Source organism: Streptomonospora halophila (genome assembly GCF_039542725.1).
GTDB lineage: Bacteria > Actinomycetota > Actinomycetes > Streptosporangiales > Streptosporangiaceae > Streptomonospora > Streptomonospora halophila.
The window spans coordinates 26,678-52,701 of sequence record NZ_BAABIK010000025.1 but is presented as its reverse complement, the minus strand read 5'-3'; the positions used below and the strand labels follow the sequence as shown (position 1 = coordinate 52,701).

The 26,024-nt window shown below is 72.0% G+C and carries 29 protein-coding genes; 23 read left to right on the top strand and 6 right to left on the bottom strand.

What is annotated here, in order from left to right; genetic code table 11:
- The first annotated feature begins 150 nt into the window (after window positions 1–150).
- The 17 genes from rpsH (at window position 151) to truA (ending at window position 11,043) form a co-directional block, all read left to right on the top strand.
- The gene (gene rpsH, locus ABEA15_RS19515) at window positions 151–549 is read left to right on the top strand and encodes a 30S ribosomal protein S8 (protein ID WP_344142033.1); all 399 of its coding nucleotides are present in this window, start codon (window positions 151–153) and stop codon (window positions 547–549) included.
- Window positions 550–565: 16 nt separating this feature from the next.
- Window positions 566–1,102, top strand: a complete 537-nt coding sequence (gene rplF, locus ABEA15_RS19510; RefSeq protein WP_344141884.1) for a 50S ribosomal protein L6 — start codon at window positions 566–568, stop codon at window positions 1,100–1,102.
- 2 nt (window positions 1,103–1,104) lie between these two features.
- Window positions 1,105–1,494 carry a 50S ribosomal protein L18 gene (gene rplR, locus ABEA15_RS19505; protein WP_345558090.1) on the top strand — a complete coding sequence of 130 codons (390 nt, stop codon included), beginning with the start codon at window positions 1,105–1,107 and terminating at the stop codon, window positions 1,492–1,494.
- A gap of 46 nt (window positions 1,495–1,540) precedes the next feature.
- Window positions 1,541–2,143: a 30S ribosomal protein S5 gene (rpsE, locus tag ABEA15_RS19500; RefSeq protein ID WP_156001687.1), complete on the top strand. Its 603-nt coding sequence runs from the start codon at window positions 1,541–1,543 to the stop codon at window positions 2,141–2,143.
- Between the two features lie 2 nt (window positions 2,144–2,145).
- A complete protein-coding gene (gene rpmD, locus ABEA15_RS19495; RefSeq protein ID WP_311545720.1) occupies window positions 2,146–2,334 on the top strand; it encodes a 50S ribosomal protein L30 in 189 nt (62 codons plus the stop codon).
- Window positions 2,331–2,795: a 50S ribosomal protein L15 gene (gene rplO / locus ABEA15_RS19490; protein ID WP_311545719.1), complete on the top strand. Its 465-nt coding sequence runs from the start codon at window positions 2,331–2,333 to the stop codon at window positions 2,793–2,795. The genes rpmD and rplO overlap by 4 nt, the downstream gene beginning before the upstream one ends.
- Window positions 2,796–3,113: 318 nt before the next feature.
- Window positions 3,114–4,427 carry a preprotein translocase subunit SecY gene (gene secY, locus ABEA15_RS19485; protein ID WP_344141881.1) on the top strand — a complete coding sequence of 438 codons (1,314 nt, stop codon included), beginning with the start codon at window positions 3,114–3,116 and terminating at the stop codon, window positions 4,425–4,427.
- The gene (locus ABEA15_RS19480) at window positions 4,427–5,077 is read left to right on the top strand and encodes an adenylate kinase (RefSeq protein ID WP_344141880.1); all 651 of its coding nucleotides are present in this window, start codon (window positions 4,427–4,429) and stop codon (window positions 5,075–5,077) included. The genes secY and ABEA15_RS19480 overlap by 1 nt, the downstream gene beginning before the upstream one ends.
- Complete coding sequence (gene map / locus ABEA15_RS19475; protein ID WP_345558086.1) at window positions 5,077–5,901, top strand: type I methionyl aminopeptidase; 825 nt, start codon at window positions 5,077–5,079, stop codon at window positions 5,899–5,901. The genes ABEA15_RS19480 and map overlap by 1 nt, the downstream gene beginning before the upstream one ends.
- 135 nt (window positions 5,902–6,036) lie before the next feature.
- A complete protein-coding gene (locus ABEA15_RS19470; RefSeq protein WP_344141876.1) occupies window positions 6,037–6,504 on the top strand; it encodes a DUF1707 SHOCT-like domain-containing protein in 468 nt (155 codons plus the stop codon).
- A 285-nt stretch (window positions 6,505–6,789) separates the two neighbouring features.
- Window positions 6,790–7,011: a translation initiation factor IF-1 gene (gene infA, locus ABEA15_RS19465; protein ID WP_017593374.1), complete on the top strand. Its 222-nt coding sequence runs from the start codon at window positions 6,790–6,792 to the stop codon at window positions 7,009–7,011.
- Window positions 7,012–7,078: 67 nt separating this feature from the next.
- Entirely contained in the window at window positions 7,079–7,192 is a 114-nt protein-coding gene (rpmJ, locus tag ABEA15_RS19460; protein WP_040274893.1) for a 50S ribosomal protein L36, read from the top strand.
- Window positions 7,193–7,406: 214 nt separating this feature from the next.
- Window positions 7,407–7,787: a 30S ribosomal protein S13 gene (rpsM, locus tag ABEA15_RS19455; protein WP_344141874.1), complete on the top strand. Its 381-nt coding sequence runs from the start codon at window positions 7,407–7,409 to the stop codon at window positions 7,785–7,787.
- A gap of 82 nt (window positions 7,788–7,869) precedes the next feature.
- Complete coding sequence (rpsK, locus tag ABEA15_RS19450; RefSeq protein WP_156001680.1) at window positions 7,870–8,274, top strand: 30S ribosomal protein S11; 405 nt, start codon at window positions 7,870–7,872, stop codon at window positions 8,272–8,274.
- A 130-nt stretch (window positions 8,275–8,404) separates the two neighbouring features.
- Window positions 8,405–9,424: a DNA-directed RNA polymerase subunit alpha gene (locus ABEA15_RS19445; RefSeq protein WP_344141873.1), complete on the top strand. Its 1,020-nt coding sequence runs from the start codon at window positions 8,405–8,407 to the stop codon at window positions 9,422–9,424.
- Between the two features lie 106 nt (window positions 9,425–9,530).
- On the top strand, window positions 9,531–10,073 hold the full coding sequence (gene rplQ, locus ABEA15_RS19440; protein WP_345558083.1) for a 50S ribosomal protein L17: 543 nt from the start codon (window positions 9,531–9,533) through the stop codon (window positions 10,071–10,073).
- Between the two features lie 121 nt (window positions 10,074–10,194).
- Complete coding sequence (gene truA, locus ABEA15_RS19435) at window positions 10,195–11,043, top strand: tRNA pseudouridine(38-40) synthase TruA (RefSeq protein ID WP_345558081.1); 849 nt, start codon at window positions 10,195–10,197, stop codon at window positions 11,041–11,043.
- A gap of 214 nt (window positions 11,044–11,257) precedes the next feature.
- Here the strand turns inward: truA and ABEA15_RS19430 are convergent, their stop codons facing one another.
- Window positions 11,258–12,148, bottom strand: coding sequence for a hypothetical protein (locus tag ABEA15_RS19430; RefSeq protein WP_345558079.1), 891 nt, complete (start codon window positions 12,146–12,148; stop codon window positions 11,258–11,260).
- A gap of 189 nt (window positions 12,149–12,337) precedes the next feature.
- Between ABEA15_RS19430 and ABEA15_RS19425 the strand changes: the two genes are divergently transcribed.
- The 4 genes from ABEA15_RS19425 (at window position 12,338) to glmM (ending at window position 16,809) form a co-directional block, all read left to right on the top strand.
- Window positions 12,338–13,270, top strand: a complete 933-nt coding sequence (locus ABEA15_RS19425) for a hypothetical protein (protein ID WP_345558077.1) — start codon at window positions 12,338–12,340, stop codon at window positions 13,268–13,270.
- 933 nt (window positions 13,271–14,203) lie between these two features.
- A complete protein-coding gene (gene rplM / locus ABEA15_RS19420) occupies window positions 14,204–14,653 on the top strand; it encodes a 50S ribosomal protein L13 (RefSeq protein ID WP_344141865.1) in 450 nt (149 codons plus the stop codon).
- Window positions 14,654–14,688: 35 nt separating this feature from the next.
- A complete protein-coding gene (gene rpsI / locus ABEA15_RS19415) occupies window positions 14,689–15,204 on the top strand; it encodes a 30S ribosomal protein S9 (protein WP_344141864.1) in 516 nt (171 codons plus the stop codon).
- Window positions 15,205–15,462: 258 nt separating this feature from the next.
- Window positions 15,463–16,809, top strand: a complete 1,347-nt coding sequence (glmM, locus tag ABEA15_RS19410) for a phosphoglucosamine mutase (RefSeq protein ID WP_344141862.1) — start codon at window positions 15,463–15,465, stop codon at window positions 16,807–16,809.
- A gap of 236 nt (window positions 16,810–17,045) precedes the next feature.
- On the opposite strand, the gene ABEA15_RS19405 is transcribed toward glmM, so the two are convergent.
- From ABEA15_RS19405 to ABEA15_RS19395, 3 genes are read right to left on the bottom strand one after another with little or no spacing between them, the layout of a single operon-like run.
- A complete protein-coding gene (locus ABEA15_RS19405) occupies window positions 17,046–17,936 on the bottom strand; it encodes an ABC transporter ATP-binding protein (protein ID WP_345558074.1) in 891 nt (296 codons plus the stop codon).
- Complete coding sequence (locus ABEA15_RS19400; RefSeq protein WP_345558072.1) at window positions 17,933–19,048, bottom strand: FecCD family ABC transporter permease; 1,116 nt, start codon at window positions 19,046–19,048, stop codon at window positions 17,933–17,935. The genes ABEA15_RS19405 and ABEA15_RS19400 overlap by 4 nt, the downstream gene beginning before the upstream one ends.
- Window positions 19,045–20,106, bottom strand: coding sequence for a FecCD family ABC transporter permease (locus ABEA15_RS19395; protein WP_345558070.1), 1,062 nt, complete (start codon window positions 20,104–20,106; stop codon window positions 19,045–19,047). Before ABEA15_RS19395 ends, ABEA15_RS19400 begins: the two co-directional genes overlap by 4 nt.
- Window positions 20,107–20,250: 144 nt before the next feature.
- Between ABEA15_RS19395 and ABEA15_RS19390 the strand changes: the two genes are divergently transcribed.
- On the top strand, window positions 20,251–21,264 hold the full coding sequence (locus tag ABEA15_RS19390; RefSeq protein WP_345558068.1) for an ABC transporter substrate-binding protein: 1,014 nt from the start codon (window positions 20,251–20,253) through the stop codon (window positions 21,262–21,264).
- A 552-nt stretch (window positions 21,265–21,816) separates the two neighbouring features.
- On the opposite strand, the gene glmS is transcribed toward ABEA15_RS19390, so the two are convergent.
- Complete coding sequence (gene glmS, locus ABEA15_RS19385; RefSeq protein WP_344141856.1) at window positions 21,817–23,667, bottom strand: glutamine--fructose-6-phosphate transaminase (isomerizing); 1,851 nt, start codon at window positions 23,665–23,667, stop codon at window positions 21,817–21,819.
- 669 nt (window positions 23,668–24,336) lie between these two features.
- Between glmS and coaA the strand changes: the two genes are divergently transcribed.
- The gene (gene coaA / locus ABEA15_RS19380; RefSeq protein ID WP_344142032.1) at window positions 24,337–25,242 is read left to right on the top strand and encodes a type I pantothenate kinase; all 906 of its coding nucleotides are present in this window, start codon (window positions 24,337–24,339) and stop codon (window positions 25,240–25,242) included.
- 57 nt (window positions 25,243–25,299) lie between these two features.
- Here the strand turns inward: coaA and ABEA15_RS19375 are convergent, their stop codons facing one another.
- Entirely contained in the window at window positions 25,300–25,854 is a 555-nt protein-coding gene (locus ABEA15_RS19375) for a DUF4913 domain-containing protein (protein WP_345558066.1), read from the bottom strand.
- Window positions 25,855–26,024: the final 170 nt, after the last annotated feature.

Below are 26,024 nucleotides of genomic sequence, written 5' to 3'. Positions count from 1 at the left end.
CCAACCGACAGGGCACGGTGCCGAGCACATCGGCGCGGTGTCCATGACCACGCCGTAGGTCCTAGAGGAGCCCGCGTCCGGCGCGGGAACAGGCGCTGAAGGGAAGCGCCTGTCCTTGGGGAAACCGCGGTGAGGAAGGGCCTATCGGCCATGACGATGACCGACCCGATCGCAGACATGCTTACGCGTCTGCGTAACGCGAATTCGGCTTACCACGACAGCGTGGTCATGCCGTATTCCAAGATCAAGGCGCACATCGCCGAGATCCTCCAGCAGGAGGGCTTCGTGCAGGGCTGGAGCTCCGAGGACGCCACCGTGGGCAAGAACCTGGTGGTGGAGCTCAAGTACGGCCCCACGCGCGAGCGCTCCATCGCCGGCGTGCGGCGGGTCTCCAAGCCCGGCCTGCGCGTCTACGCGAAGAAGGACAACCTTCCGCGCGTGCTGGGAGGCCTCGGCGTCGCCATCATTTCGACGTCCGGCGGCCTGATGACCGACAAGCAGGCCAAGAAGCGCGGCGTGGGCGGCGAAGTCCTCGCCTACGTCTGGTAGAGGGAGGGATTTCGACATGTCGCGTATTGGTCGACGGCCGATCTCGGTTCCCAAGGGCGTCGAGGTCACCATCGACGGGCAGGACGTCACGGTCAAGGGCCCGAAGGGCGAGCTGAGCCACCGGGTGGCCGAGCCCATCACGATCGCATGGGAAGACGACGCGCTGCGCGTGGACCGGCCCGACGACAAGCCGGACAACCGCTCGCTGCACGGGCTCACCCGTGCGCTCATCGCCAACCTCGTCGAGGGAGTCTCCAACGGATACTCCAAGACGCTGGAGATCCACGGTGTCGGTTACCGGGTCCAGGCGCGGGGCTCCAACCTGGAGTTCTCCCTGGGCTTCAGCCACCCGGTCGTGGTGGAACCGCCCGAAGGCATCAGCTTCCGCGTCGAGAAGCCGACCGTGCTGCACGTCGACGGCATCGACAAGCAGCTCGTGGGCCAGGTCGCCTCGAACATCCGCAACCTGCGCAGGCCCGACCCCTACAAGGCCAAGGGCGTGCGCTACCAGGGTGAGCGCATCCGCCGCAAGGCCGGAAAGGCTGGTAAGTAGTCATGGGCAAGTCCACGACGCTGACCCGCAGCAAGGGGACGGCCAAGCGCGCGAGTTCCCGTGCGCGGCGCCACCTTCGGGTCCGCAAGAAGATCTCGGGCACCCCGGCGCGCCCGCGTCTGGTGGTGTTCCGCTCCTCCAAGCACATCGTCGCCCAGATCGTGGACGACACTCGGCACCACACGCTGGTGGCGGCCTCGACGCTCGACCGCGACATCCGCGACGGCGAGGGCACCAAGTCCGAGAAGTCCCGCAAGGTCGGCGAGCTGCTTGCCCAGCGCGCGAAGGCGGCCGACATCACGGCGGTCGTGTTCGACCGCGGCGGCTACCGGTACCACGGCCGCGTGGCCGAGCTCGCCGACGGCGCGCGCTCCGGCGGACTGGAGTTCTGATGAACCCGGTCGCAAGCATTTTCACCAACGGGAAGAGGAACCACTGATGGCTGCAGCTCCGCGGCGCGGCGCCGGTGGCGAGCGGCGTGACCGCCGTGACGATCGCCGCGGCGGCGCCGCAGACAAGGGTGTCTCCTACATCGAGAAAGTCGTGACCATCAACCGGGTCGCCAAGGTGGTCAAGGGCGGTCGGCGCTTCAGCTTCACCGCTCTGGTCGTCGTCGGCGACGGCAACGGCATGGTCGGCGTCGGCTACGGGAAGGCCAAAGAGGTCCCCGCGGCCATCGCCAAGGGCGTCGAGACCGCGAAGAAGAACTTCTTCCGCGTCCCGCGCGTCCAGGGCACGATCACGCACCGGGTCCAGGGCGAGGACGCCGCCGGCGTCGTGCTCCTGCGCCCGGCCGCGCCCGGTACCGGTGTCATCGCCGGCGGTCCGGTCCGCGCGGTGCTGGAGTGCGCGGGCATCCACGACGTGCTGAGCAAGTCGCTGGGCTCGTCGAACCCGCTGAACATCGTGCACGCCACCGTCGCCGCGCTCAAGGACCTCAACCAGCCCGAGGAGATCGCCGCTCGGCGCGGTCTCCCGCTGGAGGACGTGGCTCCGGCCGCCATGCTGCGCGCCCGTGCAGAGGCGAAGGCGGGTGCCTGACCATGGCGAACAAGCTGAAGATCACCCAGGTCCGCTCCAAGATCGGCGGCAAGCAGAACCAGCGCGACACTCTGCGGTCGCTCGGACTGCGCAAGATCGGCTCGTCGGTGGTGCGTGAGGACAACCCCTCCGTCCGCGGGCAGATCAACGTCGTCGCGCACCTCGTGAATGTCGAGGAGGTCGACGCATGAGCGACTACACGCCTGACGAGCCGCTGAAGCTGCACCACCTGAAGCCGGCTCCGGGCTCCAACAAGGCCAAGATCCGCAAGGGTCGCGGCGAGGCGTCCAAGGGCAAGACCGCGGGCCGCGGCACCAAGGGCACCAAGGCCCGCTCCACGGTGCCGGCCGGGTTCGAGGGCGGCCAGATGCCCCTGATCCGGCGCGTGCCCAAGCTCAAGGGCTTCAGCAACGCCCGGTTCAAGACCACCTACCAGGTGGTCAACCTGGACCGGCTGGGCGAGCTGTACCCCGAGGGCGGCGAGGTCACCGTCGAGAGCCTGGTCGCCAAGGGCGCGGTTCGCAAGAACCAGCCCGTCAAGGTGCTGGGCGAGGGCGAGATCTCGGTCGCCGTCCAGGTGTCCGTGGACGCGTGCTCGTCGTCGGCCCGGGAGAAGATCACCGCGGCCGGTGGCAGCGTCACCGAGCGGTAGGAATGACCTACGCGTCGCGTCAGAGGCGCCTGCCGGACCTCCCACGGGGTGGGAACCGGCGGGCGCCTCTGCGCGTTCAGCGGCGGGTTGAGGTAGTTTCGGGGGCACTGCCCGCGTGCTGTCGCCTCGCCACGGGGCGTGACGCCCTGTGAGCTGGACGATCCTTATCCCCCCGCGATTGGCTGTTACAGTGCGATACTGCTTGACCCAAGACCTCAGGGTCCCGGGGCCCCTCCCGGGACCGACGTGCTACGACGATTCTGGATCGGCCGCGATGTCTGGAACCGGTTCCGCCGCCGAAACCTCGCAGGAGGAGACGTGCTAGGTGCGTTCATCCGTGCGTTCCGCACGCCTGACCTCCGCAACAAGCTGCTTTTCACGCTGTTCATCCTGACCATCTTCCGGTTGGGGGCGGTGATTCCGGCGCCGGGCATCAACTCGGCCGCCATCCGCGAACAGCTGGAGTCGGTTCAGGCGCAGGACTCCACCGGAGTCTTCACGCTGCTGAACCTCTTCAGCGGAGGCGCACTGTTCCAGCTGGCGGTCTTCGCGCTGGGGATCATGCCCTACATCACCGCGAGCATCATCATCAACCTGCTCACGGTCGTGGTTCCGCGCCTGGAGGCCCTCAAGAAGGAGGGCCAGGCCGGCCAGGGCAAGATCACCCAGTACACGCGCTACCTGACCCTGCTGCTGGCGGTCCTGCAGTCCTCCAGCATCGTCGCCATGGCGCGCACCGGGCAGCTGTTCCAGGGCCAGATCCCGGTGAGCACGTACATGCCCAACCAGGATCCGCTGACCCTGGTGACCATCGTCATCACCATGACCGCGGGCACCGGCGTGATCATGTGGTTCGGCGAGCTGATCACCGAGCGCGGGGTCGGCAACGGCATGTCGCTGCTGATCTTCACCACGGTCGTGGCGGGCTTCCCCTCGGCGATGACCACGATGTTCCAGGAGCAGGAGACCTGGATCTTCGCCGTCATCTGCGTGGCGGGCCTGGTGCTGATCGCCGGCGTGGTCTTCATCGAGCAGGCGCAGCGCCGGATCCCGGTGCAGTACGCCAAGCGCATGGTGGGCCGCCGGATGTACGGGGGCAGCTCCACCTACATCCCGCTGAAGGTCAACCAGGCCGGCATCATCCCGGTGATCTTCGCGTCGTCGCTGCTGTACCTGCCGCAGCTGGCCGTGGGCCTGATGGGCCAGGACGCCGACAACCCGGTCGCCGACTTCATCAACCAGTACTTCATCTCGGGCACGCACCCGGTGTACATGGCCACGTTCTTCGCGATGATCATCGGCTTCGCGTTCTTCTACGTGGCCATCACCTTCAACCCCGCTGAAGTCGCCGACAACATGAAGAAGTACGGTGGGTTCATCCCGGGTATCCGGCCCGGACGTCCGACCGCCGAGTACCTGGACTACGTCCTCACCCGGCTGACGACGCCCGGTTCGCTGTACCTCGGGCTGATCGCTCTGCTGCCGATGATCGCGCTGGGAGCCTCCGGTGCGACGCAGAACTTCCCGTTCGGCGGTACGAGCATCCTGATCATGGTCGGTGTCGGGCTGGACACGGTGAAGCAGATCGAGAGTCACCTCCAGCAGCGGAACTACGAAGGTTTCTTGCGATAGTGCGTGCCGTATTGGTGGGACCCCCGGGAGCCGGAAAAGGCACCCAGGCCCAGATCTTGGCGTCCGAATTGTCCATTCCGAAGGTGTCCACAGGCGACATCTTCCGTGCCAACGTCAGCGGTGGCACCGAGCTCGGGAAACAGGCGAAGGCCTACATGGACCGGGGCGACCTCGTCCCCGACGAGGTCACCAACGCGATGGTCCGCGACCGGCTCAAAGAGGAGGACGCCCGGGGCGGCTTCCTGCTCGACGGCTTCCCGCGCAACGTCGCCCAGGCCGAGGAGCTGAACAAGATCCTCGACGACCTGGGCGTGCGGCTGGACGCCGTGCTGGAGCTCAAGGTCGACGAGGAGGAGATCGTCAAGCGGCTCTCCGGTCGCCGGCAGTGCCGCAACTGCAACCGCGTCCACCACGTCGAGTTCGAGCCGCCCGCGGCCGAGGGCGTGTGCGACGACTGCGGCGGCGAGCTGTTCCAGCGCGACGACGACCGCGAAGAGGTCGTCCGCCACCGCATGGAGGTCTACCGCGAGCAGACCGAGCCGCTGGTGTCCTTCTACCAGGGCGAGGGCATCCTGGTGGCGATCGACGCCACAGGCGGCGTGGACGCCGTGACCGAGCGGGCCAAGGCCGCACTGCGAAGCGACGCCTGATGTTCCGCAAGGCGGATCCGCCGGTCCAGCTGAAGACGGCCGCCGAGATCGCGAAGATGCGTGAAGCGGGCAAGGTGGTGGCGCGCACGCTCGACATGCTGCGCGCCGCCGTCGAGCCCGGTATGAGCACGCTGGACCTCGACGCCGTCGCCGAACGCTGCATCCGCGACGCCGGCGCCGTGCCCTCGTTCAAGGGCTACTACGGGTTCACCGGCTCCATCTGCGCCTCGGTGAACGAGGAGGTCGTCCACGGCATTCCGCGCGCCGGAAAGACGCTGCGCGAGGGCGACCTCGTCTCCATAGACTGCGGCGCGATCCTGGACGGCTGGCACGGCGACTCCGCGATCACCCTCGCGGTCGGCGAGGCCCGCCCGCAGGACGCGAGGCTGATGGACGTCTGCGAGGAGGCCATGTGGCGGGGGATCGCCGAGCTGCGGCCCGGTAAGCGGCTGGGCGACATCGGCGCCGCGATCGACGGCTACATGCGCTCGCAGGGGCGCTTCGGCAACGTGCAGGAGTACGGCGGGCACGGCATCGGCACCGAGATGCACATGGACCCGCACGTGCTCAACTACGGGCGGCGCGGCAAGGGCCAGGAGCTGGTCGAGGGCATGTGCCTGGCGATCGAGCCGATGGCCAACGCCGGCACCCGCCACGTGGTCGAGCTGGACGACGGCTGGACCGTCGTCACCCGCGACGGCGAGCGTTCGACCCACTTCGAGCACTCGGTGGCCATCACGGCCGACGGCCCGCTGGTGCTGACGGCCCGCGAGGAGAACCGCGAGCGCATCGCCGCGCTCGGGTTCTGCGACCCCGGCTTCTAGTACTTCGGGCGCCACGGGGATCGGGTCCGGTCCGGGGGGACGCGCGCCGAGCGGTACGGGGGCCGGGTCCGTCGCCTACGATGGGCACTGCGGGCGGGCGCGCCGCTCTCGCGCGGATGCTGGAGGAGATGGGCGATGCCGGAGTCCTCACCCGAGATGCGGGCATCCGACACCGACCGCGACCTCGTGGCGAAGGTCCTCCAGCGGCACTTCGCGGAGGGCCGGCTCGAAGGCGAGGAGTTCAACCTGCGCCTGGAGAGGGCCTACAACGCGCGCACCCGCGCCGAACTGGAGGCGCTCACCGCCGACCTGCCCGAAAGCGAGCTGATCGGCCCGCCGATCGACGAGCAGGCTCCGCCGGCGCCGGTCCTGGGCGCCGACGGCGGGCTGCTGCGCGATCCCGCGCTGGCGATCCCGTGGGCGCTGTGGGCCGGGGTGAACCTGCTGTGCTTCACCATCTGGCTGATCCTGTTCTTGACCGGAGCGTCCGCCGGATATCCGTGGTTCCTGTGGGTGCTCGTTCCATGGGGTATCGTGATGGGGTTCATAACCCTGGCGCTGGCAGCCGTGAACCGCGGCGGGCCGCAGAGCGGCGGCGGATAGCCGCATGCGACCGCGGCCGTGCACGCCGTCCGGTGGGCCGCGGGGCGGTACGTCCTCGCGGCCCGGTCGGCAGCACCCGCGCAAGAGGGTAGAATGGCTATGCCCACACTCGGGCTGTTGGGTCGGGCTGCCCGCCATCGCCCGCGTCCGCTCGCCGCACGCGGGTTGCTGACGCAGTCGACCTGATCTCTCAGTGTTCGCTATCGCTTCAGCAGTGCCCGGGCGCAGTGCTCGGGTCATTCCGTATGTTCCCCGTTTCCGACGGGGATGGTCCCGGTGGAGGATATGGCTAAAAAAGACGGCGCCATCGAAATCGAGGGCTCCGTTATCGAGTCCCTACCCAACGCAATGTTCCGAGTGGAGCTCGACAACGGGCACAAGGTCCTTGCCCACATCAGCGGCAAGATGCGCATGCACTACATCCGCATCCTTCCCGACGACCGAGTCGTCGTAGAGCTGAGCCCGTACGACCTGACGCGCGGGCGCATCGTTTACCGATACAAGTAGTCCGCCACCGTCGCCGGGGCCTCCGGCGGTAGCGGTGACGCACGAGTTCCATGAGTTCGGAGCCACCATGAAGGTCAAGCCGAGCGTCAAGAAGATCTGCGCCAAGTGCCGGGTGATCCGCCGCCACGGCACGATCATGGTCATCTGCTCGGACCCGCGCCACAAGCAGCGCCAGGGCTAGTTCCCGCAGCTGCCCGGCGCGCTCTTGAGCGCAGTGCACTGACGACACGAGAAACAGGCCCCCGCGGCGAGCCGCGGAGGCGCACAGACGGTCCTGTCCCGATCCCTCCGCGAGGAAGGGACAACCCCCGGTCGGAGGCCGGGGCCTCGTCGATTGGGCGACGAGAGGGTGGGACGGGAACAACCTCCGCAGAGAGAATCGAGGAGTCGCCCATATGGCACGCATCGCCGGCGTCGACCTCCCCCGCGAGAAGCGGGTGGAGATCGCCCTCACCTACGTCTACGGGATCGGGCGCACCCGCGCCGTCGAGACCCTCCAGAACACGGGCGTCAGCTCCGAGACCCGCGTCCACGCGCTGAGCGAGGACGACCTCGTGAAGCTGCGCGACTGGATCGACGCCAACTACCAGGTCGAGGGCGACCTGCGGCGCGAGGTCCAGGCCGACATCCGTCGCAAGATGGAGATCGGCAGCTACCAGGGCATGCGCCACCGCCGCGGCCTGCCGGTGCACGGACAGCGCACGCAGACCAACGCGCGCACCCGCAAGGGCAAGAAGAAGACCGTGGCCGGCAAGAAGAAGGTCGGCAAGAAGTAAGTAGTCCGTCCTCACCGACCGGCCGCCGCGCCGATGCGGCCGGACACCGCGAACGGACCGATGATCTTGGGAGTTATCAGGTATGCCGCCTAAGGGCCGTCAGAGCACTGCACGCAAGGTGCGCCGCAAGGAAAAGAAGAATATTTCCCATGGCCATGCGCACATCAAGAGCACCTTCAACAACACGATCGTGAGCATCACCGACCCCAACGGCGCGGTGATCTCCTGGGCCAGCTCCGGCCAGGTCGGGTTCAAGGGCTCCCGCAAGTCCACCCCGTTCGCCGCGCAGATGGCCGCCGAGGCCGCGGCCCGCCGCGCGCAGGAGCACGGGGTGCGCAAGGTCGACGTCTTCGTGAAGGGCCCCGGCTCCGGCCGCGAGACCGCGATCCGCTCCCTCACGGCGACCGGCCTGGAGGTCGGCTCCATCCAGGACGTCACGCCGGTGCCGCACAACGGCTGCCGTCCGCCGAAGCGCCGCCGGGTCTGACACCGGCGGACAGCCGCGCTGCCCCCGCGCCCGCAGGGCGTAGGAGGTCAGGGCAGATCGGGTCCCGCGACCGCGGGGCCGTCCAGTGGCCGTCAAATAGCGGGCGGCCCGGGGAAAGGAATCATCCACCATGTTGATCGCTCAGCGTCCGACGCTCTCCGAGGAGTCCCTCGGCGAGTTCCGGTCCAAGTTCGTCATCGAACCGCTGGAGCCGGGCTTCGGTTACACGATCGGCAACTCGCTGCGCCGCACCCTGCTGTCCTCCATCCCGGGGGCAGCGGTCACCAGCATCCGCATCGAGGGAGTCGAGCACGAGTTCACCACCGTGCCCGGCGTGAAGGAGGATGTCACCGAGCTCATCCTCAACCTCAAGGGCCTCGTCATCAGCTCCGAGCACGACGAGCCCGTGCTGATGTACCTGCGCAAGCAGGGCCCCGGTGTGGTCACCGCTGCGGACATCGCTCCGCCGGCGGGCGTCGAGGTGCACAACCCCGACCTGCACATCGCGACCCTCAACGGCAAGGGCAAGCTGGAGATGGAGCTGACGGTCGAGCGCGGCCGCGGCTACGTCTCGGCGACGCAGAACAAGCAGCCCGGCCAGGAGATCGGGCGCATCCCGATCGACTCGATCTACTCGCCGGTACTGCGCGTCACCTACAAGGTCGAGGCCACCCGTGTGGAGCAGCGCACGGACTTCGACCGGCTGATCGTGGACATCGAGACCAAGCCCAGCATCCGGCCCCGCGACGCGGTCGCCAGCGCGGGCAAGACCCTGGTCGAGCTGTTCGGCCTGGCGCGCGAGCTCAACGTCGACGCCGAGGGCATCGACATGGGCCCCTCGCCCACGGACGCGGCCCTGGCCGCCGATCTGGCCCTGCCGATCGAGGACCTGAACCTGACGGTGCGGTCCTACAACTGCCTCAAGCGCGAGGGCATCCACACTGTGGGAGAGCTCGTCGCCCGCTCCGAGCAGGACCTTCTCGATATAAGGAACTTCGGCGCGAAGTCCATCGAGGAGGTCAAGCAGAAGCTCATCGACATGGGGCTGTCGCTGAAGGACTCCCCGCCCGGGTTCGACCCGAGCAGCGCGGCCGACTCCTACGGCTCCGAGGACGACGACGAGGCGTACGTCGAGACGGAGCAGTACTAGAAGTAGGACGCCGGCGCTCTGCGCCGCAGTGTTTCCAAGCCGTCGCAATGGTCCCCGCCGCGCCCCAGCGGCGCGGCGGGGACCGCACCACTAGGAGAACGACACCATGCCCACGCCGACCAAGGGGCCCCGCCTGGGGGCCGGCCCGGCACATGAGCGGCACATGCTGGCGAACCTGGCGACCTCGCTGTTCCAGCACGGCCGGATCAAGACCACCGAGACCAAGGCCAAGCGGCTGCGCCCTTACGCCGAGAAGCTCATCACCCTGGGCAAGCGCGGGGACCTGCACGCTCGGCGGCAGGTGCTGACCAAGATCACCGACAAGGCCGTCGTGCACGAGCTGTTCACCGAGATCGGCCCGCGCTACGAGAACCGCAACGGCGGGTACACCCGTATCACCAAGATCGGGCCGCGCAAGGGCGACAACGCTCCCATGGCCGTGATCGAGCTGGTCGAGGCCGGCCCGGCGACGCCGCCCGCCACCCGCAGCTCGCAGGCCGCGGCCCCGGCGGAGCCCGCCCAGGCCGAGAAGGCCGAGGCCGCCGAGTCCGCGGCCGCCGAGCAGGAGGCCCCGGCCCAGGAGGCCGAGACCGCCGAGGGCACCGGGCAGTCCGCCGAGTCGTCCGAGGACAAGAAGCAGGCCGAGTAGCAGCGACCAGCAGGCACTGCCGGAGGCCGCGACCGGGTGCCCGGTTCCCGCAGGACGGGACCGGGCATCTGTGCGTTGTGCGCGCCTCGGCCGGCCGCGCAGGAGGGTGTGGCGTCCGCGCATGGGTGAGACCGCCGAGGTCCGGCTGCGGCTGGACATCGCCTACGACGGCACCGGCTTCTCCGGCTGGGCCGAGCAGCCCGACCGGCGCACCGTGCAGGGAGAGCTGCAGGCGGCGCTGAGCCGCGTCCTGCGGCTGGAGCCGGAGCACGCGCGGCTGACCGTCGCGGGGCGCACCGACGCGGGCGTGCACGCCCGCGGCCAGGTGGCCCATCTGGACGTGCCCCAGGCCCTGTGGGCCGCGGAGGGCCCCGAGCGGCTGCTGCGCCGCCTGGCGGGCGTGCTGCCGCCCGACGTGCGCGTGAGCGGCGTCAGCGCCGCTCCTGAGGGCTTTGACGCCCGCTTCTCGCCGCTGTACCGCCGCTACGTCTACCGCGTCAGCGACGCGCCCGGAGGCGTCGACCCGCTGCGGCGGCGCGAGGTGCTGTGGAACCGCCGCCCGCTCGACGTGGACGCGATGAACCGGGCGGCCGAGGGCCTGGTGGGCGAGCACGACTTCGCCGCCTACTGCCGCCGCCGCGAGGGTGCCACCACGGTCCGCGAGCTGCTGCGCCTGGAATGGCGCAGGGAGGACCGGCACCTGTGCGCGGCCACCGTGCAGGCCGACGCGTTCTGCCACAACATGGTGCGCGCTCTGGTCGGCGCGATGCTGGCGGTGGGCGAGGGCCGCCGCGGCGAGGACTGGCCCGCGGGGGTGCTCGGCGCCGGGGTGCGCGACTCCGCGGTCCACGTGGTCGCCCCGCACGGCCTCACCCTGGAGGAGGTCGCCTACCCGGCCCCCGGGGAGATGGCCGCCCGCGCCGCCGCCACCCGCCGCGTCCGCACCCTCTCCGCCACGCCCCCCGCCTGAGCACGGCGGCCGGGTGGGCGCCACCCGGCCGGCCGCCGCCGGATACGCGACGCGGCGGCCTCTCGGGCGAGCTGTGGACAGGCCGGTCGGCCGAGTGCGCGCAACAAGGCTCCCTGGTCCGGCGGCCGCCGCGGGCCTGCCGGAGGTTCGCGCCGGGCCGGGAAGGTCGGCCCGGGAGGCGGCGGTCCTCCGTGCGGCGCCGCCGCCTCCGCGGCTACACGTTCTCGCCCAGGGAGTTCAGCGGGACGTCCAGGAAGCCCTCGCTGACCTCGGCCATCTCGTCCGCGCGGCTCTCGTTGACGCGGCCGTCGCTGGCCGCCGCGAGGGAGAAGGCCAGGTAAGGGCCCCAGCGGGCGCCCGAGCCGTGGCCGCCGGCGACGCCCATCCGCTCGGCGCCGCCGCCCTCCTCGCCCTTGAGGCCCGCGAACCACTGCGCGGAGCCGAGGTCCTGCTCCTGCTCCGCCGCCTGGGCCTCCTCGGGGCTGCCCATCGCCGCGATGCCGACGGTGACCGCGGTCGCCCCGTCCTCGCCGACGTAGGTCGCCCGCACGATCTGCTGGCAGTTGTTATCGGTCAGCACCTCGCCGTAGTCGCCGTGGGCGGCGGTCTGGCATTCGTCGGTGTCGTCGGTGGTGCTCAGCGTGAAGGACTCGCCCGCCACGTCCACGGACTCGGGGAACAGGTCGCCGGTCTCCAGGTCCGTCGGGGTCTCGGGGGCTTCGCCGGCGGCCAGGTCGGCGTCGGAGCCGGCCCCGCTGGTCGCGATGAAGAAGGCGCCTCCGCCGCCCAGCAGCAGGATCGCCACGAAGCCCGCCACCAGGAGCAGCGTGTTGCCGCCGGGCAGGCTGCGGCGTCCGCCGCCGCCGTAGTCGTAGTCGTCGCCGATGTCGGACAGGTCGATCTCGGCGGTGCTGTGCCCGCCCGGACCCGCGCTGGAGTCGTCGCGGAACATGGGGCGGCCGCCGAAGTCGTCCTCGACCCGGTTGACGTTCTGGGTGGCACCGTCGTCGGCCACCGCGTTCATGTTCTGCGTGGACGCGCCGGCGTCGGCCGGGAACAGCGGTTCCTCCTCGACGCCTTCCGGTGTGGGGGTGCCGGGAGCCACGACGCGGCCCTGGATGGGCTGGTTGGGGTTGTACGGGGGCTGCGGCGCGCCGGGCGGCGGCTGGTGGGGCTGCTGCGGCCCGCCGGGTGCACCAGGCGGGGCCTGGCCGGGATGCGGCTGCCCGGGGTTGCCGGCGCCCGGAGGGGGCGGCCACTGCCCGCCGGGTCCGCCGGCTCCGGGGGGCGGCTGGTGAGGCTGCTGCTGGTAGGGCTGCTGCGGACCCGGTGCCGGAGCGGCCGGAAGACCGGGGCGCTGCTGCTGCGGGTCCTGCGCAGGCATGCCGCCGGGCGCTCCGTAGCCGCCCGGCGGCTGGGGCTGCCCCGGCTGCGGCTGGCCGGGCGCGCCCTGCGGCACGCCGCCCGGCTGCTGCGGCCCCGCCTGCGGCGCCTGCTGATGGCCCTGGGGGCCGGGCTGTCCGGGCTGCTGCTGCCACGCCTGCTGGGGCCCCGGGCCCGGCGCCCCGGGCGGCTGTTGGCCGCCCGCGGGGTACTGCGGGGCCGGGCCGCCGGCCGTCGGCCGGCCGGGCACGCCCGGGTGGGGCTGCTGAGGGCCGGAGGGGGGAGGCTGGCCCGGCGCGCCGGGGTGCGGCTGCTGCGGCGCCGCCGGCGGCACCTGGCCGCCGGAGGGGTGCTGCTGGTGCGGGTGTGGCTGCTGGGGTCCGGGAGCCTGGCCCGGCGTGCCGGGGTGCGGCTGCTGCGGCACCTGGCCACCCGAAGGCCCCGACTGCGGATGCGGCTGCTGCGGTCCGGACGACGGCGCCTGGCCGGACCCGGGGAAGCCGGGGGGCGGCTGGGGGTGCCCGGGGTGCTGCGGCGCAGGCCCGCCGGCCGGGTGGGGCTGCTGGCCGCCGGAGGGGTGCTGGTGCGGGTGGGGCTGCTGGGGTCCGGAGGGGGGAGGCTGGCCCGGCGCGCCCGGCTGCGGCTGGTGCGCGGCGCCGGGCGGCACCTGGCCCCCGGAGCCCCCGCCGGGCTGCTGGGGGTACAGGGGCTGCTGCCCGCCGGACGGGCTGTAGGAGGGCTGCTGGGGCTGGTGGGGGTGCTGGCCGGCGGGTGCCTGCGGCCCCGACGGTCCGGGCTGCGGAGCGCCGCCGGGGTGGCCCGGCTGCGGTCCCTGCGGGGGTGAGGGCGCCTGCGGTACGCCGCCGCCCGGCGGCGCCATCGGTCCCAACGGGCTCTGCCCGCCCGGGTCGGGCACCCCGCCGAGGAGGTCTCCGCCGTCCGCGGGCGCGCCCTGGTACGGCTGCTGCGGCCCTTCGGCGGCGGGGTGATCAGCGGAGTCCGGGTGGGTGGCTGCGTGCCGCGGATCAGGGCGGCCGTCGTTCGGCTCGTTTGAATGCGGTGTGATGGCGGTACTCCGAAGACTGTCCTGGGGGAGACGGATGGGGTGGAGGGCAGGCGGTCGCCTTCGTGTCTGCCCGGCCGGGCCTGCGGTCGCGGCCGCACGCTCCCGGTCGGGCGGCCGGCGTCAGGTGGTGTCGGCGGCGGCTCGCCGCCGCGGCGCTCTCGGCGCAGCCGCCGTTCCTGCCGGCGGTTCCGGGCGGCCGCCGCGGCGGAGCAGCGCTGGGGGCGCTTCGCGCTCGGCCGGTGCGATCGACGGTGCGGGCCCGAGGATAACCCCTCGGACGCCGAGTGCGCCGCTTCGGAACGTGGAGCAGGGGGTGCGCGGGAGCCGCGGACGCCCGGTGGTCCGCAGCGGAGCTTGCAGGGGTGGTGGGCGGGCTGGCGGGCGGGCGGACAAAGCACTCGCCGGGCAAGGCATAATGGAAGCGGAGTATTCATTGGTCGCCGTGCCGCTGCGGGTCCGTGCATGACTCGGCAGTGTATGATCTTCGCTCGCTTTGACCAGCAGTGCGTCCGGTCGATAGTATATTCCGTTGTTGTGCGTTGAGTTGCCGTGGGCTCCCGTATGCTCATTCGCGGGTGCCGGCCACGCATCCTCCGCACCCACTCGCCGGAGCCGCCCTCGCAAGGGTGCGGCACCCGGCCCAGCAATTACGAGTTCTCCATCTCCGTCCGCGGGGATGGGCCCCGCCGACTGAGACGAAGGCTTACGATCGTGCGCACATACAGCCCTAAGCCCAGCGATGTCCAGCGTCAGTGGCACGTCATCGACGCCAGCGATGTCGTGCTCGGGCGGCTGGCCAGCCACGTCGCCACTCTGCTCCGAGGCAAGCACAAGACCTACTACGCGCCGCACATCGACACCGGCGACTTCGTGATCGTCGTGAACGCCGGCAAGGTGGCGCTGACCGGTAACAAGCTGCAGCAGAAGCGCGCCTACCGGCACTCCGGCTACCCCGGCGGCCTGCGCTCGGTCCCCTACAGCGAGCTCCTTGAGAAGCACCCGGAGCGGGCCATCGAGAAGGCGGTCAAGGGCATGCTGCCGAAGGGCTCCCTGGGCCGCCAGATGGCCAAGAAGCTCAAGGTCTACGCCGGAGCGGAGCACCCGCACCAGGCGCAGCAGCCGGTGCCCTACGAGTTGAAGAAGATCGATCAGCCCGCCTAGGCGTTCGCGAGACTGAAGGAAGTACGAGGAGAACCGTGGTCGAGCCGACCGGTATCGAAGACGTCGCAACTCAGGACTTCGAGGGGAATTCCGAGGACTTCCCCGCTGAGTACACCAGCGAGACCCCCGAGGGCGCGGCCGCCGGGTACGTCCCGACCGCTTCCGGCCCGGGCGCCGGCACGGGCCGGCGCAAGCAGGCGATCGCCCGCGTCCGGATCACGCCCGGCTCGGGCGAGTGGAAGGTCAACGGCAAGTCGCTGGAGGACTACTTCCCCGACAAGGTGCACCAGCAGGTCATCAAGGAGCCGCTGGTCGCCCTTGGCTTCGAGGGTGCCTACGACGTCTTCGCCCGGCTCAACGGCGGCGGCCCCAGCGGCCAGGCCGGTGCGCTGCGCCACGGTCTCGCCCGCGCCCTCGCCGGGCTGGACGCCGAGAACAACCGCCCGGTCCTGAAGAAGGGCGGCTTCCTCACCCGCGACGACCGCGAGGTCGAGCGGAAGAAGGCCGGCCTGAAGAAGGCCCGCAAGGCTCCGCAGTACTCCAAGCGCTAAGCGCTCGGCCGCGATGCCGCCGGCTCCGGTCGGCGCGTCCGGTCACGGCCCGCCTTTCCCCCGGACTGCTCCGGGTGGTCTGCGCGGGCCGTACGTTTTTCGCCGGTGCATCCCACTTCGGCGCATGCGTGCGGGTACATCGGCCGACCGGGCTATCGTCCCGTTCCGCAGCGCGCGGGCCGCGGCCGTCCCGGCGGTCGCGGAGCCGTGTGGGATGGGCCCGGTCCGCTACTACCCAGACGAAGGGGCGATTGGTTCGTGACTCGGCTGTTCGGTACCGACGGAGTCCGTGGGGTCGCGGGTCGCGACCTCACCGCTGCTCTGGCGCTGGAGCTGTCCATCGCCGCCGCCCGGGTACTGCCCGGTGCGCACTTCGTCGGGGAGCGCCCCAGAGCGGTCGTGGGCCGCGACCCCCGGGCCTCGGGCGAGTTCCTGGAGGCGGCGGTCGTCGCCGGACTCGCGAGCGCCGGTGTGGACGTCGTGCGGCTGGGTGTGCTGCCCACGCCCGCTGTCGCCTATCTCACCGCCGAGATGGACGCCGACTTCGGCGTGATGCTCTCGGCCAGCCACAACCCGGCGCCCGACAACGGCATCAAGTTCTTCGGGCGCGGCGGGCACAAGCTTCCCGACGCCGTCGAGGACGACATCGCGGCGGCCCTGAAGGACCCCGCCGAGGGCGCCGTCGGCCCGGGTGTGGGACGGGTCACCGACGCCGCCGACAGCGCCGAGCGCTACATCCGGCACGTTGTGGGCACCGTCCCGCACGGGCTGGACGGACTCCGGGTCGTGGTCGACTGCGCCAAAGGCGCCGCCTCCGCGGTCTCGCCCGAGGCCCTGCGGCGCGCCGGCGCCGACGTCGTCACGCTGCACGACGACCCCGACGGGCTGAACATCAACCACGAGTGCGGCTCGACCCACCTGGACGACCTGCGCGCGGCCGTGGTCGGCCACGGGGCCGACGCCGGGATCGCCCACGACGGCGACGCCGACCGCTGCCTGGCCGTGGCCGCCGACGGCTCGGTGGTCGACGGCGACCAGATCATGGGCATTCTCGCGCTGGAGCTGCACGAGGCCGGCCGCCTGGCGAAGGACACCCTGGTCATCACGGTGATGTCCAACCTGGGACTGAAGCTGGCCATGCGCGAGGCGGGGATCACCGTGGTCGAGACCCCCGTGGGCGACCGCTACGTGCTTGAGGCGATGCGCGAGGGCGGATACTCGCTGGGCGGCGAGCAGTCCGGCCACGTGGTGATCACCAACCACGCCACCACCGGCGACGGCCTGCTGACCGCGCTGCACCTGCTGAGCGCGATGAGCCGCCGCGGCCTGGCGCTGGACGAGCTGGCCAAGGTGATGACCCGGCTGCCGCAGGTGCTGATCAACGTGCGCGGAGTGGACAAGGCCCGTGCGAAGTCCTCGGCGGCCTTGGCCGAGGCCGTGTCCGCGGCGGAGGCCGAGCTGGGCGAGACCGGCCGCGTGCTGATCCGTCCCAGCGGCACCGAGCCGATGGTCCGCGTCATGGTCGAGGCGGCGGCGGAGGCGCACGCCCACGAGGTCGCCGAGCGCCTGGCCGGAGTGGTGCGCGAGGACCTGGAGATCAGCTAGCCGCATCTCCGGGGCCGGTCGCCGCCCGGCCCCCGGGTGCCTCCACCTGAGCGCCGCGCCGGCGCCGCCCTCAGCCGCGCTCACTCACGGGGACGAACTCCCTCAGCAGGCGCACGAGCTCCTCGGGCCGGTCCTGGGGGACCAGGGCGTCGGAGTCCTCGACCTCCGGCCTGCGCGCCCTGCTCGCGTGGCGCGGCCTCCGCGCCGACGCCGGCTCCGGGCCGGGGACCGGGCGATCAGCCGGCGGGCGCGTCCGCGGGCCCCGCGCGGACGGATCCGCCCCCCGTGGCGGCGGCCCCGTGAGCCGGTGCGGTGTCGTGGGCGCTGACGGGGACCACCAGCGGTGTGCCGGAGACGGGGTCGGGAACCACGGCGCACCGCAGGCCGAACACCTCGGCGAGCAGCTCGGGGGTGAGCACCTCCTCGGCCGTGCCCTCGGCGCGGACCGCGCCCCGGGACATGGCGACCAGCCGGTGGGCGTAGCGCGCGGCCAGGTTCAGGTCGTGCAGCACCATCACCACGGTGCGCCCGTGCCGCTCGTTGAGCTCGCGCACCAGGTCCAGCACCTCGATCTGGTGGGCGAGGTCGAGGAAGGTGGTGGGCTCGTCCAGCAGCAGCAGATCGGTCTCCTGGGCCAGGGCCATGGAGATCCACGCGCGCTGGCGCTGGCCGCCCGACAGCTGCTCCAGGGTGCGGTCGGCGCAGTCCAGCATCCCGGTGAGCTCCAGCGCGTGCGCGACCGCCTCGCGGTCGCCGGAGGACCACTGCCGGTACCAGCTCTGGTGCGGATGGCGCCCGCGCGCGACCAGGTCGGCGACGGCCAGCCCCGGCGGGGCCTGCGGCGACTGCGGGAGCACCGCGACGGTGCGGGCGACGTCGCGCGGAGGCACCGAGCGGATCGGGCGACCGTCCAGCACGACCCGGCCCGCCGCGGGTCGCAGCAGCCGCCCCAGCGCCCGCAGCAGAGTGGACTTGCCGCAGCCGTTGGGGCCGATGACGGCGGTCACCGCGTGGTCGGGCACCGCGAAGTCGAGGCCGCGCGAGACGACGGTGTCGCCGTAGGCCAGCGTGACCCGCTCCGCGCGCAGCCGCGCGGGCTCGGCGGGGGAGGGGTCGTCGGGGGTCATAGCCGGGCCTCCCGGTGTCGGACGACGATCAGGTACATCAGGAAGGGTGCGCCGAGTACGGCGGTGAACACGCCGACGGGGAGCTGGGTGGGCGCGAAGAGTCCGGCCGCCAGCTGGTCGGCGACCAGCGTCAGCGCGCCGCCGAGCAGCATCGAGGTGAACGGCGGCGGCTGGGCGCACCGGCACAGCCGCATCGCGATCTGCGGTGCGGCCAGCGCGACGAAGTTGATCGGTCCCGCCGCCGAGGTGGCCACGCACACCAGCAGGGCGGAGACCGTCAGCAGCACGAGCCGCGCGGCGCTGACCCGCACGCCCAGCCCGAGGGCGGCGTCGTCGCCGAGCCCCAGCGCGCCGAGCGTGCGGTTGGCCCCCAGCGCCACCGGGATGATCACCGCCAGGGCGACCGCGGCGGCGCCGGCGCGGTCCCAGTCGGCGGCGTGCAGGCTGCCGGTGATCCACGTCTGGGCGCGGGCAGCGCTTTGCAGGTCGGTCCAGGTGATGATCCAGTAGACGAGGTTCGCGCAGGTCAGCGAGACCGCGATGCCGACCAGGAGCAGCCGGTTGCTGTGCACGCCGGCGCGCCAGGACAGGCCGAAGACCGCGAACGCCGCAACGAGCCCGCCGGCGATCGCCCCCGCGGGCACCCCGAACTGGCCGACGGCGCCGCTGATCCCCCCGGCGCTGCCGCCGAACACGATCACGGTGACCGCGCCGATCGCCGCGCCCCAGCCGATCCCCAGCGTGTCGGGGCTGGCCAGCGGGTTGCGGGCGAGGGACTGCAGGATGGCGCCGGAGAGCCCCAGCGCGGCGCCGACGAGGGCGCCGGTGAGCGCGCGCGGCATGCGCAGTTCGAGGACGATGAAGCGCTGGCCGAAGTCGCCGCCGCCCAGCAGCACCGCCGCGACCTCGGACAGGCCCACGTCGCTGGAGTCGAAGGCCACCAGGGCCCGCAGGAAGGCGGCGGCCAGCAGCACGGCGACGGCGAGGCACACCAGGGCCGCGCGGGGCCGCCAGGGCCAGGATGCGGCGCCGATGCGCAGCGCCGGGCGGTCCAGTCCGGCACCGGCAGGGCGGCGGCGCGCGGACTCGGGGGCGGGAGCGGGCGCGCTCACAGTTCGATCAGCCTCCTGCGGCGCACCAGCGCGATGAAGAAGGGGCCGCCCAGCACGGCGAGCACGATGCCCACCTCGACCTCGCCGGAGCCGCGCACGACGCGTCCCGCCACGTCGGCGGCGAGGATGAGCGCGGCGCCGCACAGCGCCGCGTAGGGCACCATCCACCGGTGGTCGGGCCCGGTGACGGCGCGTGCGGCGTGCGGCGCCATCAGGCCCAGGAACCCGATCGGTCCGGCGGCGGCGACGGCCGCGCCGCACAGCAGCGCGATGGCGGCGACGCCGGAGGCGCGGATGAGCCGCACCCGGTGGCCCAGGGCGGTGGCGACGTCGTCGCCCAGCGCCAGGGCGTTCATGCCCCGCATCCCGGCCAGCGCGAGCGCCGCGCCGGCGGCGGTGAACGGCAGGATCTGGTACACGACCTCCGCGGGCCGGCCGCTGAGCGACCCCACGCGCCAGAACCGGTAGACCTCCAGGCTGCGCTCGTCCAGCAGTACGACGGCCGAGGTGATCGCGTTGAGAAGGGCGGTCATGGCGGCGCCGGCCAGCAGCAGGGTCATCGGCGTGGGACCGCGTGCACCGCCGGAGGCGATCGCGAACACCGCGACGCTCGCGGCCAGCGCGCCCCCGATGGCGAACCAGACGTAGGCGGAGAGCTCGCCGAGCCCGAGCAGGAAGACGCTGAGCACCACGGCGCACGCCGCGCCGTAGGCCACGCCCAGCAGACTCGGGTCGGCGATGGGGTTGCGGGTGTGGCTCTGCATCAGGACGCCGGCCACGCCCAGCGACGCTCCCACGACCAGGCCGAGCAGGGTGCGGGGCAGGCGCAGCCCGTGCACGATCGCGCCCGCCTCGCCGCCGTCGGGGGCCACGAGTCCGCGCCAGACCTCAGCGGGGGCGAGGCCGCGCGCGCCCACGGCGACGCTGAGCACCGTGCACAGCGCGAGTACACCCAGCAGCAGCGCCAGGCCCGCCAGGCGGCGCCGCACGCGGGCCCCGGCGTCGGCCGTCGCGCTGTCGAAAGCGCCGCGCGGCGGGGCGACCGGGCTCGTTCTCACCGCGCCAACCCTCTCCTTCGCCGACCGACCTGCGAACACGCGCTGGACAAAGCGCCGCAAAACTCACATACTTCCAGTTTCACGACACACGCCTTGCATTAGGCAAGACGAACCTAATCTACCGTGAACTGCAAAGGGAGACCGATGGCGCCCACCGCACGCCTGCGCACGACCGCGCGGATGCTCGCGACCGGATCCGCAGCCGCAGTGCTGGCTCTCGCGACCGCCTGCGGATCGGACACCGGTGGCGGCGACGCCTCCCCAGGCTCCGACGGCGGACCCGGGGGCTTCCCCATCACCGTCGAGCACGCCATGGGCGAGACGGAGATCGAGCAGAAGCCCGAGACCGTCGTGGTGCTCGACACCAGCTACCTCGACTCCGCGATCGGCCTGGAGGCCGAGGTCGTCGGCCGCACCGCCTACTCCGACGGCGGCGGGCTGCGGGACTACCTCGGCGACAAGGGGCGGACCTACGCCGGCGACGCCGAGGTCGTCGGGACCCTGGAGGCCCCCGACCTCGCCAAGATCGCCGAGCTGGACCCCGATCTGATCCTGTCGGCCAAGGTCCGCCACGAGGACGTCTACGACCAGCTGTCCAAGATCGCGCCGACGGTGTTCTCCGAGACCACCGGCGCGACGTGGAAGCAGAACCACCTGCTGGCGGGCGAGGCCCTGGGCAAGAGGGGCATGGCCGAGGAGCAGATCGCCGGCTACGAGGAGCGGGCCGCGAGCCTGGGCGAGGCCGTCGCCGCGGAGAACGGCGGCGAGATGCCCACCATGACCCTCGCCCGCTTCGCCGGCGAACCCACCGTGCGCCTGTACGGGCCGGAGTCCTTCCCCGGCATCATCCAGAAGGACGTGGGCCTGCCCCGCCCCGAGGGCGCCCCGATGCCCGAGGACGGCGGCATCGCCGCGAACCTCAGCCCCGAGGAGATCCTCGACCTCGACGCCGACCACATCATGGTCTCCACGTGGGACGACGGCAGCGGCGAGGCGGCGGAGAAGTCCGAGAAGTTCACCTCCAACCCGCTGTGGGACCAGCTCGAAGGCGAAAAGCACGAGGTCTCCGACAAGGTGTGGCTCACCTCGGTCAGCGTCCTCGGCGCCGACGCGGTCCTCGACGACATGGCCGACGTCTTCGGCGTGAAGGCGCCTTAGGTCGTGTTCGGCGATGCGCGGTTCCGCCGGAACAAGGCGCTGACCGGCACCGATCCCGCCCCGTAGTGGCGGGCGAGCGGGTCGGAGCGTGTCGCGGTCGCCCGGTGGTGCTCCAACCGGCCGGTACAGCGTTCGACCGGGTTGCGGTGCTCGCAGGCCTGCCGGTCGAAAGCCGGCGGGTGGCCGCCCGAGGAACGGCGCCGGCGGCGCCTGCCCCACTGGCCGCTGCGCTGGGGGACGGTGCAGGCGGTCCGGCGGCTGCGCAGCAGCCGCCGGACCGCCTCGGAAGGCGCGCAGCGCCGTCCTGTCGGCCGGCGAGAACGCGGCGGGAGTGCTGCCGGGGCGCTGCGCAGGAGTACAGCGACCCGTCGATCACGCCCGCACGGCGCCCAGCGGCCGGTCCCGGCGGAGCGGCCGGTCCCGGCGCTCCGGCCGCGGGATGCAGCGGGATGCCGCACGGCCGCAGGCGAGCCGCGGCAAGGCCCGCCGGTCCCGGAGCGCTCCGGGACCGGCGGGCGGGCCCGCGTGTGCGGCGGCCGACAGGGCCGCGCCCTACTCGACGGTGACGCTCTTGGCGAGGTTGCGCGGCTGGTCGACGTCGTTGCCCTTGGCCAGCGCCAGCTCGCAGGCGAACACCTGCATCGGGATCGACGAGACGATCGGCTGCAGCAGGGTCGGCACCGCGGGGATCTCGATCAGCTCGTCGGCGAAGGGCCGCACGCTCTCGTCGCCCTCCTCGGCGATGACGATGGTGCGGGCGCCGCGGGCCCGGATCTCCTGGATGTTGGACACGATCTTGTCGTGCAGCACGCCGCGCCCCTCGCGCGAGGGCACCACGACGACCACCGGAAGACCGTCCTCGATCAGCGCGATCGGACCGTGCTTGAGCTCGCCGGCCGCGAAGGCCTCGGCGTGCATGTAGGCCAGCTCCTTGAGCTTGAGCGCGCCCTCCAGCGCCACGGGGTAGCCCACGTGGCGGCCCAGGAAGAGCACGGTGCCCGAGTCGGCCAGCGAGCGGGCGAGCTCGCGCACCGGGCCGACCGTGCCCAGCACCTTCTCCACCTGCTCGGGCATGTTGGCCAGCTGCCCGATGACGGCGTTGATCTCGTCGCCGAACTTGGTGTTGCGCACCTGGGCCAGGTACAGCCCGATCAGGTAGCAGGCCACCAGCTGGGTCAGGAAGGTCTTGGTGGCCGCGACGCCCACCTCCGGCCCGGCGTGGGTGTAGAGCACGCCGTCGGACTCGCGCGGGATCGTCGACCCGTTGACGTTGCAGATCGCCAGCACGCGGGCGCGCTGCTCGCGGGCGTAGCGCACCGCCATCAGCGTGTCCATGCTCTCGCCCGACTGCGAGATGGCGATGACCATGGTCTGCCGGTTGAGGATGGGGTCGCGGTAGCGGAACTCGCTGGCGACCTCGACCTCGCACGGGACGCGGCACCAGTGCTCGATCGCGTACTTGGCGATCAGGCCGGCATGGTAGGAGGTCCCGCAGGCGATGATGACGATCTTCTCGATCTCGCGGAGCTCGGACGGGGCCAGCCGCATCTCGTCGAGGGTGAGCGTCCCGTCGACGGCCACGCGGCCCAGGAGGGTGTCGGCCACCGCCTGCGGCTGCTCGACGATCTCTTTGAGCATGAAGTAGTCGTAGCCGCCCTTCTCGGCGGCCGAGGCGTCCCAGTCGACGTGGTACTCGCGCACCGGGGCGGGGTTGCCGTCGTAGTCGGTGACCGCCACCGAGTCCCGGCGCAGCTCCACCACCTGGTCCTGGCCCAGCTCGACGGCGTCGCGGGTGTGGGCGATGAAGGCGGCGACGTCGCTGGCGAGGAAGTTCTCGCCGTCGCCGCGCCCGACCACCAGCGGGGAGTTGCGGCGGGCCGCCACGACCAGGTCGGGGTCGCCCGCGTGCATCGCGACCAGGGTGAAGGCGCCCTCCAGGCGGCGGCAGACCGCGCGCATGGCGGCGGCCAGGTCCTCGCCCTGCTCCTTGACCTCCTCACCGAGCAGGTGGGCGGCCACCTCGGTGTCGGTCTCGGAGGAGAACTTGCAGCCGCGCTCCTCCAGCTCCAGGCGCAGCGAGGCGAAGTTCTCGATGATGCCGTTGTGGATCACCGCCACCCGGTTGTCGTTGTCGACGTGGGGGTGGGCGTTGACGTCGTTCGGGGCACCGTGGGTGGCCCAGCGTGTGTGCCCGATTCCGATGCCGTCGGCCGAGCGCGGCGCTTCGGCCAGGGCCGCCTTGAGGTTGGCGAGCTTGCCGGCGCGCTTCTCGGTGTCCATCCGGCCGTCGGCCAGAACGGCGACTCCCGCGGAGTCGTACCCGCGGTACTCCAACCTTTTGAGGCCGTCGACGACGACCTCAAGCGCCGGTTGCGGCCCGACGTAGCCAACGATTCCGCACATGAGGGCCAGCGTAAGCGATGAACGGCTTCCAGCCGACCACCCGGGCGCCATACCAATAAGAGTTTCCGCAGGTAAGGGTATAGACCATTTGGTGGCCGCGGTAAGACCGCGCACGTCAGAGGGGCCGCTGGCGCCGCTGCGCCGTCGCCGGGCGCTCCGGTGAACAGCGGGAGAATTATCCGCGCCTGTCCGAGGCCGGCCGGCGGTTCGCGCCGCGCCGTGCGCGCGGCGTGCCGGTACGGCGACGTTAAGCGGCGGATAAAGATCACCCAATCGCCTCGCATCCCCCCGTGTCCGTCGAGGCCCGCACCGGGGCTCAGGGCACACGATCGGGTCCTGTCCGCCCGGCCGGTCCGACGGGGCCGCCATGCGCACGGCGGCAAGGGGGGTACCGGCCCGCGCCGCCGGACGGCGTCGGCGCCCGGCGCGGTGGGTCCCCCGACCGCCGGCCCCGGTCGAGTACTGCGCCGGACGGGCGGCGGCGGTCCCCGGACCGGCGGGGCGCAGCGGCCCCGCGCGATCGTCCGGTGGTGGTGCGGGGAAACGGCATCCCGCACCACCATCGGGCCCTCACCGGCGCTGTCCCGGGGGAGGGCGCTTCCGCCAGATAGGGCTCGTCTAGTGTGGGCAGGCGTGGCTTCGACGAAGAACGGCTTCTCAACGCCGTATGTGGAACTCGACCGGCCGGCATGGGCGGCGCTGCGCGATACGACACCGCTCCGGCTGACCGAGGACGACCTCGAAGCGCTGCGGGGCACCACCGATCCCACGTCGCTTGACGACGTGCGCGACATCTACCTGCCGCTCTCCCGGCTCCTCAACCTCTACGTCAACGCGACCCGGCAGCGGCACGCCGCGGTGCGCGGGTTCCTGGGCGAGGGCGACCAGCCGATGCCGTTCGTCATAGGCGTCGCCGGCAGCGTGGCGGTGGGCAAGTCCACCACCGCCCGCCTGCTGCGCACACTGCTGGCGCAGTGGCCCGACCACCCGAACGTGGAACTGGTCAGCACCGACAACTTCCTCTACCCCAACGCGGTCCTGCAGGACCGGGGCATCATGAACCGCAAGGGGTTCCCGGAGAGCTACGACCGGCGCGCGCTGGTGCGGTTCGTGTCGGAGATGAAGGCCGGCGCGCCGCGGATGGAGATCCCGGTCTACTCCCACCTCGCCTACGACCTGGTCCCCGGCGAGACGCAGACGGTGCAGCGGCCCGACATCCTCATCCTCGAAGGCATCAACGTGCTGCAGCCGCCGCTGCCGGGGCGGCTCGCGGTGGCCGACTTCTTCGACTTCTCGATCTACGTCGACGCCAAGGCGGAGCACATCCGCTCCTGGTACCTGGACCGCTTCCTGGAGCTGCGGCGCACCGCCTTCTCCGACCCGCGCTCCTTCTTCCACGCGATGTCCAGCGAGCTGGACGAGGAGCAGGCCGTGGAGTTCGCGACGGGCGTGTGGCGCAGCATCAACGAGGTGAACCTGGTCGAGAACATCGCGCCGACGCGCGGTCGGGCCACCCTGGTGCTGCACAAGGGCGCCGACCACGCGGTGCGCCGGGTGCGGCTGCGCAAGACCTGAGGCCGTGCGGTGCCGACTGCGCCGCGGGCCCGCGCCCGCCCCGGCGGCGGGCCGGGCTCAGGCCGGCTCGGAGCGGGTGCTCCCGCGGTGGCCCGTCGTCGCCGAGCACGCGGCGAACGGGCCGTGGGGCGAGCGCAGCCGCTCCAGTACCGGGTCGAGGTGGTCGCGGTGCCATACGGCCGGACCGGAGGGGCCCGACACCCGGGTGTCGCACAGCTCCTCGTAGGCCAGGCGCAGCGCGTGCAGCCGCCCGACCGCCTCGTGGTGCTCCCACCACGCCGGGCACCAGGGCGCGCGACCGGAGGCGCGGTCGCCGTGCAGGTCCTCGCCCGAACCCGCGTAGACCGGGACGAGGAACTCGTTCACCCAGGTGACGAGGGTCGCCAGCTCGCCCTTGTAGGCGTCGCGGGACATGTTGAAGATGAACGGCGGAGCCCCGCCGTCCTCCTTCTGCGGCTCCGGCGCAGCGGCGAGCTCGGTGAGCTGCGTCTGCAACCTGATGACGTCCGCACCGAGCCGGTGCATGGCGTCCTGCAGATGTGTCACGCGCTCGAAGAGTCCGTCCCGGTGCGGCCCGCCTTCGGTGGCGATGCGGTCGTCTGTGGAGGTCATGCGGCAAGTCCCGTGCTGCTGTCCGTGTCCGGGACCAGCGTCCCGGTCGAGTCGTCACATATGGGCCGGTTGCCGACACCCGGGCGCCGCGCGTGCGGAGGCGTCCGGTGCGGTGGTGAGGGCTTCTCCAGACCGTATGCCACACGGCGTGCCGCACTGTCCGGCCGGGG